Annotated in this window: 13 protein-coding genes; 5 read left to right on the top strand and 8 right to left on the bottom strand. The window is 68.4% G+C overall.

From position 1 onward, the window contains the following. Window positions 1-4: 4 nt before the first annotated feature. Genes FDA38_RS41405 through FDA38_RS41385 form a run of 5 tightly spaced genes read right to left on the bottom strand, consistent with a single transcriptional unit; the run spans window position 5 to window position 4,964 of the window. Window positions 5-1,153, bottom strand: a complete 1,149-nt coding sequence (locus FDA38_RS41405) for a serine hydrolase domain-containing protein (protein WP_202877810.1) — start codon at window positions 1,151-1,153, stop codon at window positions 5-7. Window positions 1,154-1,204: 51 nt separating this feature from the next. Further along, window positions 1,205-1,858 (bottom strand): HAD family hydrolase, encoded by a 654-nt coding sequence (locus tag FDA38_RS41400; RefSeq protein WP_137256632.1) that lies wholly within the window; start codon window positions 1,856-1,858, stop codon window positions 1,205-1,207. After that, entirely contained in the window at window positions 1,855-2,877 is a 1,023-nt protein-coding gene (locus FDA38_RS41395) for an alpha-hydroxy-acid oxidizing protein (protein ID WP_233714923.1), read from the bottom strand. Before FDA38_RS41395 ends, FDA38_RS41400 begins: the two co-directional genes overlap by 4 nt. Next, window positions 2,765-4,396, bottom strand: coding sequence for a nitrilase-related carbon-nitrogen hydrolase (locus tag FDA38_RS43335; RefSeq protein WP_137256630.1), 1,632 nt, complete (start codon window positions 4,394-4,396; stop codon window positions 2,765-2,767). The genes FDA38_RS41395 and FDA38_RS43335 overlap by 113 nt, the downstream gene beginning before the upstream one ends. Then, window positions 4,380-4,964, bottom strand: a complete 585-nt coding sequence (locus FDA38_RS41385) for a TetR/AcrR family transcriptional regulator (protein ID WP_170989857.1) — start codon at window positions 4,962-4,964, stop codon at window positions 4,380-4,382. Before FDA38_RS41385 ends, FDA38_RS43335 begins: the two co-directional genes overlap by 17 nt. A gap of 140 nt (window positions 4,965-5,104) precedes the next feature. Between FDA38_RS41385 and FDA38_RS41380 the strand changes: the two genes are divergently transcribed. From FDA38_RS41380 to FDA38_RS41370, 3 genes are read left to right on the top strand one after another with little or no spacing between them, the layout of a single operon-like run. Next, on the top strand, window positions 5,105-6,091 hold the full coding sequence (locus FDA38_RS41380; protein WP_137256628.1) for a hypothetical protein: 987 nt from the start codon (window positions 5,105-5,107) through the stop codon (window positions 6,089-6,091). Beyond that, window positions 6,081-7,277: an MFS transporter gene (locus FDA38_RS41375; protein WP_233714922.1), complete on the top strand. Its 1,197-nt coding sequence runs from the start codon at window positions 6,081-6,083 to the stop codon at window positions 7,275-7,277. The genes FDA38_RS41380 and FDA38_RS41375 overlap by 11 nt, the downstream gene beginning before the upstream one ends. Window positions 7,278-7,312: 35 nt before the next feature. Then, window positions 7,313-8,560, top strand: a complete 1,248-nt coding sequence (locus FDA38_RS41370; RefSeq protein WP_137256626.1) for a DUF445 domain-containing protein — start codon at window positions 7,313-7,315, stop codon at window positions 8,558-8,560. Between the two features lie 3 nt (window positions 8,561-8,563). On the opposite strand, the gene FDA38_RS41365 is transcribed toward FDA38_RS41370, so the two are convergent. Then, window positions 8,564-9,304 carry a D-Ala-D-Ala carboxypeptidase family metallohydrolase gene (locus tag FDA38_RS41365; protein ID WP_137256625.1) on the bottom strand — a complete coding sequence of 247 codons (741 nt, stop codon included), beginning with the start codon at window positions 9,302-9,304 and terminating at the stop codon, window positions 8,564-8,566. 173 nt (window positions 9,305-9,477) lie between these two features. On the opposite strand from FDA38_RS41365, the gene FDA38_RS41360 reads away from it, so the two are divergent. Next, window positions 9,478-10,122, top strand: a complete 645-nt coding sequence (locus tag FDA38_RS41360) for a hypothetical protein (RefSeq protein ID WP_137256624.1) — start codon at window positions 9,478-9,480, stop codon at window positions 10,120-10,122. Between the two features lie 5 nt (window positions 10,123-10,127). Further along, window positions 10,128-11,930 (top strand): HAD family hydrolase, encoded by a 1,803-nt coding sequence (locus FDA38_RS41355; RefSeq protein WP_137256623.1) that lies wholly within the window; start codon window positions 10,128-10,130, stop codon window positions 11,928-11,930. Here the strand turns inward: FDA38_RS41355 and FDA38_RS41350 are convergent. Continuing rightward, window positions 11,927-12,679, bottom strand: coding sequence for a sugar phosphate isomerase/epimerase family protein (locus FDA38_RS41350; RefSeq protein WP_137256622.1), 753 nt, complete (start codon window positions 12,677-12,679; stop codon window positions 11,927-11,929). The two genes, FDA38_RS41355 and FDA38_RS41350, sit on opposite strands and share 4 nt — an antisense overlap. A 63-nt stretch (window positions 12,680-12,742) precedes the next feature. Continuing rightward, a complete protein-coding gene (locus FDA38_RS41345) occupies window positions 12,743-13,297 on the bottom strand; it encodes a hypothetical protein (RefSeq protein WP_137256621.1) in 555 nt (184 codons plus the stop codon). Between the last annotated feature and the right edge of the window lie 13 nt (window positions 13,298-13,310).

Genomic DNA, 13,310 nt, shown 5'->3' with positions numbered 1-13,310 from the left:
GGCGTCAGTCGTCGAGGGACGCGTAGATAGCAGCTCTGAGTTCGCGGCGGATCGGGTAGCTGGCGGAGGGGCGGAGTTGGGTGAGGAAGACGACGACGAGTTCGTCGGCCGGGGAGACGAAGAACGCGGTCGAGGCCTTGCCACCCCAGAAGAACTCGCCAGGGGTCCCGATGGTCTGCGCGACGGTCGGATCGAGCAACACCCCGAAGCCGAGCCCGAAGCCCTGCCCAGCCCGCTTCGTCTCACCGCCGAAGTCTGCGAACGCGGCGAGATCCTGACCCCCAGGCAGGTGGTTCATCGTCATGAACCGCAGCGTCCGCGACCCGATGATCCGTGTCCCGTCGAGCGAACCGCCGCCCGCGAGCATCCGGGTGAAGCGCAGGTAGTCGCCCGCGGTGGAGACCAGCCCGGCCACCCCGGACAGGTAGGTCCGTTGCTGGGTGTAGGCGCTGGTCAGTGGATCGTCGAGCAGCGTGAAGCCGCCATCGTCGTACCCGTAGGCCGCGGCGAACCGGGACAGGCTTGCCTCGGGCACCGAGAAGCCGGTGTCCGTCATGCCGAGCGGATCGAAGATCCGGGTCTTCAGATACTCATCGAGCGGTACGCCGCCGAGCACCTCGCACAGCCGGCCGACGAGATCGGTGGAGATCCCGTAGATCCAGCGGGTGCCAGGATCGGCCCGCAGCGGCAGCTCGGCCAGTAGGGCCGGCAGCTCGGCGAGCGTCAGGTCCGACGTCCGGGTCAGCCCGGCGTCCTGGTACAGCAGGCTGACCGGATGACTCCCGTTCGAGGCGGCGAGGCCGGAGGTGTGCATGAGCAGGTCCCGCACGGTCATGTCGCGGATCGACTCGCGGACCGAGCCGTCCGTGTACACCTTCGGCCGGCCGAGCTCCGGCAGGTACTTCACCACCGGGTCGTCGAGCTGGAAGCGGCCCTCCTCGTAGAGCTGCATCAGCCCGAGGCTCACGATCGGCTTGGTCATCGAGTAGATCCGGAAGATCGTGTCCGCGGTCATCGGACGGTCGCGCTCGACGTCACGACGCCCGTACATGTCGAACAACACGACCTCGTCGCGATGGGCGACCACCGTGACCGTGCCGGGGAACCGGCCGTCGTCGACGTACCGCCGGACCAGCGCCGTCACGTTCCGCACCGCGACCTCCTGTAATGATCGCTTCAGAGAATTCAATCTCTGTCGCAAAGACTACAACAGGTCGAGCAGCTCCGGCAGACTCTGTCCCACGGACCGATCCAGATGCCGCGCCGCCAACCCGGCGGCCCGCGCGCCGAGCACATCCAGCTCGAGGTTGTCGCCGATCATCAACGTCTCCCCCGGCTCGACTCCCAACGCCTCACACGTGGACAGGTAGGTCAGCGGATCCGGCTTGCTGACCCCGAGCTCTTCGGACGTGCGCACCACGTCGATCAGGTCCGCCAGGCCGATCGCTGCCAGCTTCGCGTTCTGCTGCACCGGGTTCCCGTTGGTCAGCACACCGATCCGCAAACCGTTGCCCCGAGCAACTTCCAGCGCGGGCCGTGCGTCCGGGAACGCCGTCCAGCTGCTCTTGTACTGGGTCAGATACCCGTCGAACACCTGGTCCAGCTCCGCATCCGTCACCGGCACCGACAGCCCGAGGACCGGCAGGAACGCACGCAGCCGCTCGCGACGCTGTTCGTGGTGAGTCAGCTCGCCCGCCAGGTATCGCGGGTACACCCCGTCCTCGATCACGAACCACTGCGCGATCAGCTCGTCCGTCGGCGCGATCCCGAGCCCCGTCACCCAACCGCGAACGGCCTGTTGAGCGGACCCGGTGTGATCGAACAGCGTGTCATCGAGATCGAAGATCACCGCCTTCACGCGCGGACCACCGAGTCGCGGTTGAGTTCGCGGTGGTTGGCGTAGCCGGAGAGGGCGAGGGTCAGGTCCAGCTCGGCGAGGAAGCACCGGAGTACATGCTCGACGCCGGCCTGGCCGGCTAGGGCGAGGCCGTAGAGGAGGGGGCGGCCTAGCAGGACTGCCTTGGCGCCCAGGGCGAGCGCCTTCGCGGCGTCGGAGCCGGTGCGTACGCCGGAGTCGAACAGGACTGTGAGTTGTTCGCCGACCGCGTCCGCGATCGCGGGCAGCGCGTCCAGCGACGCGACGGCGCCGTCGACCTGGCGGCCGCCGTGGTTCGAGACGACGATGCCGTCGACGCCGTGTTCGGCCGCGAGCTTGGCGTCCTCGACCGCGGTGATGCCCTTGAGGACGATCGGGCCGTCCCAGTTGTCGCGCAGGAACGACAGGTCGTCCCAGGCCAGCCCGACGTTCGGGAAGATCTGCGCCCAGAGCATCACCGCCGCGCCGGGATCCTCCTCGATCGGCTTCGCGAGCTTCGACCGGAAGACCGGGTCGCTGAAGTAGTTCGCGAGCCCCTCCCCCTTCAGGAACGGGAGGAACCCGCGATCCAGATCGGCCGGTCGCCACCCGATCGTCCCGGTGTCGAGCGTGACGACGAGTACGCCGTACCCGGCCGCCTTGGCGCGCTGGAGAAAGCTGAGGCAGACGTCGCGGTCGGTCGGGTAGTACAGCTGGAACCACTTGTTGGCGGCTTCGATCTGCTCGATCGCGTGGCTCGCCTGGGTCGAGTGCGTGTACGTCAGGCCGAGGGTGTCGGCGGCCCGAGCGGTGGCCAGTTCGCCGTCGGGATGCGCGAGGGTCTGGACACCGATCGGTGCGACCAGGACCGGCGCGGGCATCGCCGTACCGAGGATGGTGCAGGACAGGTCACGGTCGGTGCTGCCGCGGAGCATCCGCGGCGCCAGACGCCAGCGGTCGAACGCCGCCTGGTTGGCCCGCGCGGTCGCGCCGCCGCCCGCGCTCGGCACGATGTACCCCATCGCCTCCAGCGGGAGCTTCCCGGCCGCCTGCGACTCCAGCCGGGCCAGGTCGGTCGTGATCTTCGGCGTCGTCCCCTGCAACATCCCCTGCAGGTAGATCTGCAACTGGTAGTCCCCGAAGTTGGCCATGCCGGATGCTTTCACGCCCACCGCGGGACCTCAACAACACCATCCCAACCAGTGCGAGGAGCCCGCACAGCCAGGCGAACCAGTCGCCCCAGGCGGTGTAGAGCGTGTGATCGATCCCCGGTCGGAGCTCGCCGATCAGGACGGCCGGGCCGTTTGCGGGGGCGGTGGTTTCGGCGACGATGCGGCCGTTGGCGTCGGTCAGGGTCAGGCGGCCCTGGCTGCCGTCACGGGCGATCGGGATGCCGTTCTCGATACCGCGGAGCAACGCCATCCGGCTGTGCAGCCAGCCGTCGTCGACGAAGTCGAGCGCGGGGACGAGCAGGAGCGAGGTGTCGAGTTCGCCGTACTGCCGAGCCAGCGCGGGGAAGTCCAGGTCCTTGCAGATCATCAGACCCCAGGTGTCGTACGTCGCCAACCGGTCGCCGGGCGTGTAGGGCTCGATGCCCGGGATCAGGTGGTGCTTGTCGTACGACGTCGGCGCGGCGCCGTCGGGGTGGAACATCAGGGCGCGGTTGTGGTCCCCGTCGCCGAGCACCGTGAGACCGACGACGAGCTCGATCTTGTTGCTCGTGGCAATCGTTTGGAACTGCTGCGAGAGCTGTGGCAGATCGGTCGTCCGAACATCGACAATCTTCTCCGGCAGCAGCACGATCTTCGCACCGGCTCGGGCAGCCGCGCCGATCATCGGAAGGTAGCGATCGACAATCGCCGGCCCTGCAGCGTCGGGCCAGCCCGCGTCGTCGGCTCCTTGCGCTGACAGCACAGCGATCTTGACGGGCTCGCTCTGCGGCGTCCCGTGCAGCCGCACAACGCCGTACACACAGGTGCTAGCGGCAACCATCGCGAGCACGCCGACCAGCAGGAGCTTGCGCGCGGCAATCACCGCAGCCGGGAACAGCAGCAGAAAGCTGAGCCCCCACGGCCCGGCCAACGACACGATCTGGTTGATCGGGGCAACCTCTACCTGCGTGTACGCGAGACTCGTGAACGCTCCGTGTGGCGAGACGCTCGCAATCAGATAATCAAGCCCCGCCCACAAAGCCGGAGCCACAAACGCCGCGACCACCGGATGCCCGCGCACCACAAGTCCCCTGAAGAACAACACGGTGCCCGCAAACACCCCCGCTAGCAGAAGCAGGAATGCCAACACCACAACAGGCAACTCGAGATCACTCAGCAAATACCGCGCCAGGTTGGACAGCCCGAGAAGCCACCCCACAAACGCAGTCAGCCACGCCGCTCCGGGTCGAAGGCGGGGAGCGACCAGAAACACGGGAACGGGAGCGAGCCAGGTCAGCGCAGGCACGGTGTGCAGGCCGGACCCGAAGTACAGCAGCACACCTGTCGCGAGGGCCGCTGCCAGCGCGACCCATCTAGATACGTAGTTCATCGATCATCCTTTCGCCCAGGCGGAGGCAGAGGGCGCGGAAGGATTGCTCCGGCATGCCGATGCGGTCGCCGTGGTGGAGTTGGATCAGGCCGTGGAGCAGGGCGGCGAACATCAGGCTGGTTTCCCAGATGTCCGTGTCGGCGCGGAACAGTTGCTGGTCGACGCCGGCGGTGATCGCGTCGGCGACGAGGTTGAGCGTGGGTGACTTGCGGGCCCGGAAGTCCGCGGGGAACTTCCGCGCCTGGTCACGCCGCTCGGTGAACATGTAGTCGTAGAGCCGGGGATGCTCGAGCGCGAAGTCGACGTGATCGATCAGCATCTCCCGCAGCAGTTCATCCGCCGCAGTAGGACGCTCCGCCGACTCCCACCGGCGGACCAGCTCGACGAACGCCGCGTCGGCGATCGCGTTCAGAAGCGTCTCCCGGTCCGGGAAGTACTGGTAGATCGCCATCGGTGTGATCCCGACCGCGGCCGCCACCTTCCGCATCGACACCCCGGCCGCGCCGTGCTCGGTCAGCAGGTACGTCGCCGCGGCGGTGATCCGGTCCTTGGTCGTCACGTCGTTCATAGCGACCATTAAATACACATTCCCTATACGCCGTATAGGGAGAATGACCCTGGTCGAACCCTGAGCCATGACATCCGTCAGCGCCGGAACCGGACGGATCGCATCCGTACGACCGCCCCACGGACCTCAGAGTGATGAGCATGACGATTACCGCGCCCCAGCAAACGAGTGTGAAGCGAGCCCTGCCCGCCCTTGGCCTGTTCTTCCTGTCGCCCCTGGTCGCGGAGTTCCTGCTCGGGAACATCCCGATCACCGCGCTGTTCGCTCTGATCGGCCTGGCCCCGCTGTACGGCGGCGGCGCGGTCCTGATCCGGGAGGTCGTGCGGCGGCGCGGGTGGGGTTATCCGAGCGTGGTGATCCTCGCCCTCGCGTACGGAGTCCTCGAGGAAGGCATCACCACCCAGTCACTGTTCAACCCGAACTACGCCGGCCAGCGACTCCTCGACCCCGGCCACATCGGCTTCCTCGGGATGGGTGCGCCGTGGACGGTGTTCGTGCTCGGGCTGCACACGATCTGGAGCATCACGGTGCCGATCGTCGTGGTCGAGTCGATGTCACGACGACGCCGCGAACCATGGCTCGGCAAGGTCGGCTTCAGCGTGTACGCCGCATTGTTCGTCGTCGGCATCATCGCCACGACCGCCATCCAGCTCGGCACGGACTCCTTCGTCGCATCCCCGGCCCAGTTCGCCGGCGTCGTGATCGCGATCGTCGTCCTGGTCTTCGTCGCGGCCCGGGTCGGCCGGCGGCCCCAGCGTCGTACGACCGGCACAGTGCCACCGGCCTGGGTGTTCGCGATCGCGGCGCTGGCGTTGAGCTCGGCCTGGATGGTGACGAGTGACCTGGTGAAGAACGCCTGGCTGGCCGCGGCCGTCATGCTCCTCATCGACGCCGTGGCGGCGACCGTGCTGGTGTACTGCTCGCGCCGGACCGGCTGGACCCAGATGCACGCGCTGGCCGTGGCAGGCGGCGCCATGCTCACCTACGCGTGGCACGCCTTCCCGGAAGCCCCCATTTTCGATGCCCCGCGGACAGCCGATCTGATCGGGAACGCGGTCTTCGCCCTCCTCGCGGTGGCCCTGCTGATCTCTGCGACAATCAGGTGTGACAAGTTCGGTGACTCCTGACACACGCGGTACTGCGCGGCATGTCAGCCTGGCGTTGTTCGCGCTGGCGACCGGTGGTTTCGCGATCGGGACCACCGAGTTCGTCTCGATGGGGCTGCTGCCGCAGATCGCGGACGGCGTGCACGTGTCGATCCCGACGGCCGGCCACGTCATCTCGGCGTACGCGCTGGGTGTCGTGGTCGGTGCTCCGGTGATCGCGGCGCTCGGCGCGCGGACCGGGCGAAAGCGGTTGCTGCTTGGCCTGGTGGCAGTGTTCGTGGTCGGCAACGTGTTGTCGGCTGTTGCCTCGAGCTACGAGTTCCTGATGGCGGCGCGGTTCCTGTCCGGGCTGCCGCACGGCGCGTTCTTCGGGATCGGCGCTGTTGTCGGGGCGTCGATGGTGGCGCCCGAGCGACGTGCACGGGCGGTGTCGATGACGATGGTCGGGTTGCCGATCGCGAACATCATCGGCGTACCGCTGACGACGTTGCTGGGACAGCGGCTCGGGTGGCAGGTGCCGTTCCTGGCGGTCGGAGCGTTGGGCCTGCTGACGCTGGTCGCGGTGTGGTTCTGGGTAGCGCCGCAGCCGGTCGGCAGCGACGTGAACATCCGCAGCGAGCTGAGCGCTCTGGCGCGGCCACAGGTGTGGATGGCTCTGCTGGTCGGGATGGTCGGCTTCGGCGGGATGTTCGCGACGTACTCCTACATCACCCCGACGATGACGGAACTGGCCGGGTTCTCGGAGTCCGCGGTGACGATCGTGCTGGCCGTGTACGGCGTGGGCATGACGGTCGGGACGGTCGTCGGCGGCCGGCTCGCCGACAGGTCGCTGATGGGCAGCGTGTACGGCGGGCTCGTCGCGGTAGCCGTCGTACTGGGGGCGTTCGGCTGGCTCGCACAGACGCGGACCGGGGCGCTGGTCGCGGTCTTCGCGATGGGGTGCTCGGCGAGCATCCTCGTGCCGGCGCTGCAGACCCGCTTGATGGACGTTGCCCACGAGGGCCAGTCGCTGGCCGCGTCGCTCAACCACTCGACGCTGAACATCGCCAACGCACTGGGCGCCTGGCTCGGCGGCGTCGTACTCGCGGCCGGCTACGGCTACGAATGGCCGAGCCGGCTGGGTTCCGCACTCGCCGTCGCGGGCCTGCTTCTGGCTCTGATTTCCGGCCTGATAGAACGTCGAGGGACAAATCAGGTGCTTGCCTGACCTCCTCGTCACCGCCCACTTGGTTGAATCGGGGTATGGCGACAATGACCCTGAGCGCGGCCGATCAGGTACGGCGGCGTGGGCTGCGGCAGATGCGGTCGGTGGCGTTGGCGCTGCTGGTGCTCGCCGCGGTGATCTACGTGGCGACGCTGCACCACGGCGGCGGCTGGGCGTACCTGAACGCGGCATCCGAGGCGGCGATGGTGGGCGCGCTGGCCGACTGGTTCGCGGTGACGGCGCTGTTCCGGCACCCGCTCGGGCTGCCGATCCCGCACACCGCGATCGTGCCGACCCGGAAGGACAGCCTGGCCGAGAGCCTGGAGCAGTTCGTCACCGAGAACTTCCTGTCCGAGGAAGTCGTCGGGGAGAAGATGCGTACGGCGGAGGTGAGCCGGCGGGCCGGTGAGTGGCTTGCGGACGGCAACCACGCCGAGCGGATCGTGGCGGAGGGCGCCCGGACGATCGGGGCGGCGTTGCCGAGGCTCGGCGACGAGGATGTGGCCGCGTTCGTGCGGGGGTCGTTGCTGCCGCGGTTCGTGAAGGAGCCGCTGAGCCCGATCGCGGGGCACTTCGTGCAGTCGGTGGTCGAGGACGGCGCGCATCACGCACTGTTCGACCTGCTGATGGTCGAGGCGTACGACTGGCTGGCGAATAACCGGGAGCTGCTCGCGGACGTGGTCGGTCCGCGGGCGCCGCGCTGGTCGCCGCAGTGGGTGGACCGGCTGGTGATCGACCGGATCCACCGCGAGGCGCTGGCGTGGCTGGCCGACGTACGCGACAACCAGGCGCACCCGGCGCGGCGGGCTGTCGACCGGCTGCTTGCGCAACTGGCCGACGATCTGCAGCACGACCCGGAGACGATGGAACGGTTCGAGGCGTGGAAGGCGCGGATGCTCACGCATCCCGACATGGGCTCGAGTCTGACCGCGGTCTGGGACGCGATGCGGACCGCGCTGATCGACTCGATCAACGACCCGGACAGCACGCTGCGAGCCCGCGCGGTGAAGGCGCTACAGGACCTCGGCCACCGGCTCCAGAACGACGAAGGGCTCCGCACGAGGGTCGACACCCGCGCATCCGAGGCCGTCGGGTACGTCGTACGCACGTACGGCACCGAGATCGTCTCCGTCATCTCCGACACCATCGAACGCTGGGACGGCCGCGAGGCCTCCGCCCGCATCGAGCTCCACGTCGGACGGGACCTACAGTTCATCCGCATCAACGGCACCGTCGTCGGCGCCCTCGTCGGCCTCATCATCCACACGGTGAGCCAGCTCCTCTGACGGCTAGATGCCGCAGTTGGGGGCGCTCCAGGAGTTTGTGGTGCGGATGTCTACGTGGGTGTGGTCGTTGTGGTCGGGGTAGCCCGGGCCGAAGATGCCGCCGAAGCCGTGGTTGCGGGCTTCCTTTGCCATTGTGCAGAAGGAGTGGACGCCGGTGAGGTCGGCGGAGCGGCCGTACAGGTGCTGGCTGTTGCTCGCGCCGCCGACCGAGTTGTTGCACGGGATGCTGCGGAAGCCGCTCGAGATGTTGAGGGCCTGGTCGCCGAGTGCGTGACGAAGCGCCTCGAGCTGCCACATCGTCTGCAGCGCGTTCGCCTTGGTCGCCGCCTCCGACAACGGCCCGCCGTCGTACCCGGACCCACCGCAGCCGTCATCCAGCTCGGCGTACGTGAAATGGATCGGCGTGCAGTCGTCGTCCTGCAGCGCGTAGATCTTGCTGAACGTCGCCGGCCCGGCGACCCCGTCCGCACCCAGCCCGTACGCCGACTGGAAGCGCTGCACCGCCGCCTTCGTGGCCGGCCCGAAATCACCGTCGGTCGCGAGATGACCGCCGTACCCGGGATAGCCGGCGACCCGGATCTGCAACTGCCGCACGTCCTCGCCGTTCATCCCCTGGCTGAGCGTGCGGCCCCAGGTATAGCAACCGTCCGCGTGCGCGACCGTCGTGGCCACGACCTGCGACGCGGTCAGGGTTGCGGCAAACAGCAGCAGTACGGCGAACAGTCGCGGGAACGTGATGGACATCGGACACCTCCGGGGCGGGGAAGGAACCTGTCGCACCCCAGCATTCCGGCACAATCCGTCGATTGGCCAGTACTCAGCGAAACTTTCCGACCACCAGCTGTTCATCTTCCTGAACCACAAGGGCTGGATGATGATCGCGGCAACTGTCCACCGATACGGCTACGGGGTTGACGATGAAGGGCTTCGCACGGCCTAAGAACCTGGAGGCGTTCGCGCGGCTCTGCGCATTGGCCGAGGGTCAGCACGGCCTGGTCGCGATCGCCCAACTGCACGACCAGGTGACCGACCAGGTCCTCGCGCAATGGCAGGACGCCGAGATCGTCGAACCCGTCATCGACGGCGTGATCCGGGTCCGGGCCGGGGCGAGCCACGCACATCAAACGCTGTACGCGACCTGGCTCCTGGCCGACGCCACCCCTGCCTGGGAACGACCCCTGACCACCCTGGTCGTGTCGCACCGATCCGCAGCCGAGCTGTACGGCGCCGGCAGCGTCAGCGCAGACGGGATCGAGTTCTCCGGCCGAGCCCGGAAGGACCTACCCAACGGCGTCACGGTGCATCCGCGCTCGGTCCGTGAGGACGAGTGCACTGTGATCGAAGGCCTTCCGGTCACCGGCCCGGCGCGCACCCTGGCCGACCTCTCCGACGGCCAAGGCCTCGACCTTTCCGACCTCGGCCGGCTGGCTCGGTCCTTCATCAGCCAGGGCTGGACGACGTCCGACCGCCTCGGCACCGAGCTCACCGAGCAGTTCGCCGATCAGGCGTACGACGGGCCCGCCTGGCTCCAGGCCGCGCTCGACGCCGCCGCGAAGGGCTGACTGGCATGCGCCACCTCGATGTGCGCGAGTTTCGTCGCGCCTTCCGCACCTGGGCTGCGCTCACCAAGCACCTCGACGACATCAGTACGCCGCGATTCTCGGCCGACCGCGCGAAGCGCCAACTGATCGCCGGTGACCTCATCAGCCTGCTGAACCAGGACGGCGACACCTGGGAGGCGACCGGTTCGAACCCGCTCGCGGCGTACGCCGAAAGCTGGCCCGCGACGGCCGGCGGCGACATCGATCCGGTGTACGAGATGGCGCGGACGGCGAACGATCTCGACATCTACAACAGCGCCTTCGACGCCGACGAGTACGTCGACAAGGTCCGCGACGCCATCCTCGCGGTCGCCCCGGAGGGCCGCGCGCCCCTCGACGGCGGCGTCGGTCTCGGCGGACTGGTCCGCTACACGACCCGGGACGTGAAGGTCGCGGGCAGCGGACATGCCGTCTTCACCGTCGACGTACACCCGGTCGACGACACCCGCGGCCCACTCGGCGTACGGCGTGACGGGGACAGCTTCTCGATCGAGATCGACGTGAAGCTGCCGACGATGATCCAGCGGACGAGCGAGTCCGAGCGCGCGCGGCGGTCGCTCGTCGGCGTACAACTCCCTGGTCTGCAGCCGATCACGCCGCTGCTGCGGCCGGTCGCGGATCTCGCGGCCGACAAGATGGCGGCGCTCGCCTGCCAGCCCGGCGTCGGCGACGGCATCCTCGCTCCCCGCTTCAAGGACATCGCCGACCTGTACTACATCGCGCAGACCTGCCCGGTGGACGGCGACAAGCTGCGGAACGCGTTGGCCGAGAACTGGCACTGGCGCGAGGCTGGTCGCAGCGGACCGCCGTACCCGTATCGGTTCTACGGGCAGGCGCCGGCTCAGGACGGCGAGACCGAAATCCTTTGGCACCAGGGGTTCGAGCAGCTGCGGTCGCGGATCGCGCAGCTTAAGGACTACCCGGAGTTCGGGGAGATGGTCGGCACGATCACCACGTTCCTGGACGGCGCCGCGGATCAGTCGAACGGCGTGTGGGATCCGGCGCGTGGACAGTGGCGGCCGTCGGTCCGGAGCGAGGTCTCGTCGGCGATGAGTCACGCGCTCAGCCCGGGGACTGCTGACAAGGAACCCATCGTTCCGATGCAGAAACACCTGTTCGTGTTCGACGTCGACCAGACGATCAGCAAACACGACACCCTCGCCACGCTGGCCGAGCTCGCCGGGCGGCTGCCCGAGGTCAACGCAGTACACGCCCCGGACTACGAGACGTCGATCCGCGCGAAGATCGCCGTACTGCGTGGTGTCGACGCCTCGCTGGTCCGCCAGGTCGCGGAGACCGTCGAGCTGAGCGAAGGCGTCGAGGATCTGATCCGCGACCTGAAGGCGGCAGGCCACGAGGTCGCAATCGCGAGCGGCGGGTTCGACACGATCGTCGGGCCGCTCGCGGAACGTCTCGGCGTCGAGCGGTACGCCGCGGGCACGCTCGGGATCGAGGACGGCGTACTGACGGGTGAGGTCAGCGGACTCGTCGACGGACCCGGCAAGGTCACCGCGATCCGTCGGTGGAACGAGGAGCTCGGGATCCCGCGCGAACGCACGGTCGCGATCGGGGACGGCAGCAACGACGTCGACATGTTCGAAGCCGTCGGCTTCGCGGCGGGCTACCAGCCAGGAGCTGCGGCAGCCGCGGCCTCACACACGATCCTCCGCGACATGGGCTACCTCAACCGGGTCGCTCACCTCCCGCTCCCGGACCGCCTCAACGCCGCAGCCAGAGCGCGCCGGGGCGGTTCGGAGCGCGTCAGTTAGACCCAACTGTGCAGGTCGGCGGCGTCCTTGGTGAACTGCTCCGGTGAGTCGTCAGCGACGAACTCCAACAGCGCGTTGATCTCGCGAGGCTCGACGGCAAGGCGGTCGAGGACCGGGCGCCACAAGGACTCGCGGGCCGCGAGCGGCAGCCGATTGTTGGACGGCCACCATGAGAACACGTGCACCGTGCTCAGCCACGGCATCAACGCCTCGAGCTGCTGAAGGCACTGCGCGTCGTCCAGGTCGACCGGCGGCTGCCAGTACGTCTTGAGGTTCGGCGCGCCGACGTCGAGCAGCAGCGTGATCGTCGAGTCGACCTCGTCGGTGAGCGTGTTGCGGTGGAACTCCATCGCGATCTCGATCCCAGCACCGGCAGCCATATCGGCCAGCTCGCCCAGCCCGCGAGTCACCGCCATCCGGTCGCCGACGCCGGCTTCCGCCGTACCGACGTTGCCGGCCCAGACCCGGATCCGGGGTGCGCCGAGCGCCTCGGCGGTGGCGACCGCGGAGCGCATCTCCTCCCGATCGACGTTGCCGGCCCGAAGATACGAGCCGTACGCCGCGACCTGCAGGCCGTGCACCTCGGTCAGGTTCCGCACCCGTTTGGCGTTGACGAGATTGCCGAGCGGGACATGCACGTCACCGCCCCACTCGATCGCCGCAAGCCCGGACTTCGCCGCCACCTCCACCACCTGGTCGACCGGCAACTGCCGAAACGTCACCGAGACCAGACCGGTCCTCACACCCACGCGTGCCTCCTGGTGTTCACCCTTCCATCCAACCCCATCACACCAACGGACTCACGCCCCACATCACCCGATCGACGGTCCGCCTCGCTTCGCGTCGTGGGTTCGGAGATCGTTCAGACGGCTGGTGGCGATGTCGATCGGAGCAGCCACCACATCGGCACCAGCCGCGGCGGCGGCCCCTGCGGCGGCACGCGCCTGGGACGGCCCATGGGGCAACTTCTGCGCCGCCTCCTGCGCTGCGACGGTGACCGAATGCGCGATGTAGTCCTCCGCCCGCCCCTTCAGCAACGGGTGGAACCCGTTCGTCCTGTCGTCGGACGCCACCAGCTCAGCCGCCAGTCTCCCGGCCGCCGTGTCCCGCAGCGCCGGATCCGGCCCGCCCTGCTCCTGGTACCTGGTGTCCAGATGTGCCACGAACCGCTCCGCCTCCGGCCCATGACCGTCGCCGTGGGCCAGAGCGATGACATCGCCATGCGCTCGCGTAGCCGTCCGCTCGATCGCGTCCTGCACCCGCAGCCGGGCCAGGACGCGATCCTCCGGGCTCAGCTCGGTCGCCCCGAGCGCCGTTCGGGTCGCGTCGTCGACCAACGCGTCGAGCAGTTCCTGTCGGGGCGACATCGGTTACCTCCTG

The sequence above is a fragment of the Kribbella jiaozuonensis genome (assembly GCF_005233875.1).
Lineage (GTDB): Bacteria > Actinomycetota > Actinomycetes > Propionibacteriales > Kribbellaceae > Kribbella > Kribbella jiaozuonensis.
The sequence above is the reverse complement of the archived record's forward strand: the minus strand, read 5'-3'. Positions and strand labels throughout refer to the sequence as shown.

Bases quoted from the DNA above. Each gene is read 5' to 3' on its own strand.
- FDA38_RS41395 (WP_233714923.1), bottom strand. From the start codon at position 2,877: ATGGGGTACATCGTGCCGAGCGCGGGCGGCGGCGCGACCGCGCGGGCC.
- FDA38_RS43335 (WP_137256630.1), bottom strand. From the start codon at position 4,396: ATGAACTACGTATCTAGATGGGTCGCGCTGGCAGCGGCCCTCGCGACA.
- FDA38_RS41385 (WP_170989857.1), bottom strand. From the start codon at position 4,964: ATGAACGACGTGACGACCAAGGACCGGATCACCGCCGCGGCGACGTAC.
- FDA38_RS41380 (WP_137256628.1), top strand. From the start codon at position 5,105: ATGACGATTACCGCGCCCCAGCAAACGAGTGTGAAGCGAGCCCTGCCC.
- FDA38_RS41370 (WP_137256626.1), top strand. From the start codon at position 7,313: ATGGCGACAATGACCCTGAGCGCGGCCGATCAGGTACGGCGGCGTGGG.
- FDA38_RS41365 (WP_137256625.1), bottom strand. From the start codon at position 9,304: ATGTCCATCACGTTCCCGCGACTGTTCGCCGTACTGCTGCTGTTTGCC.
- FDA38_RS41360 (WP_137256624.1), top strand. From the start codon at position 9,478: ATGAAGGGCTTCGCACGGCCTAAGAACCTGGAGGCGTTCGCGCGGCTC.
- FDA38_RS41355 (WP_137256623.1), top strand. From the start codon at position 10,128: ATGCGCCACCTCGATGTGCGCGAGTTTCGTCGCGCCTTCCGCACCTGG.
- FDA38_RS41345 (WP_137256621.1), bottom strand. From the start codon at position 13,297: ATGTCGCCCCGACAGGAACTGCTCGACGCGTTGGTCGACGACGCGACC.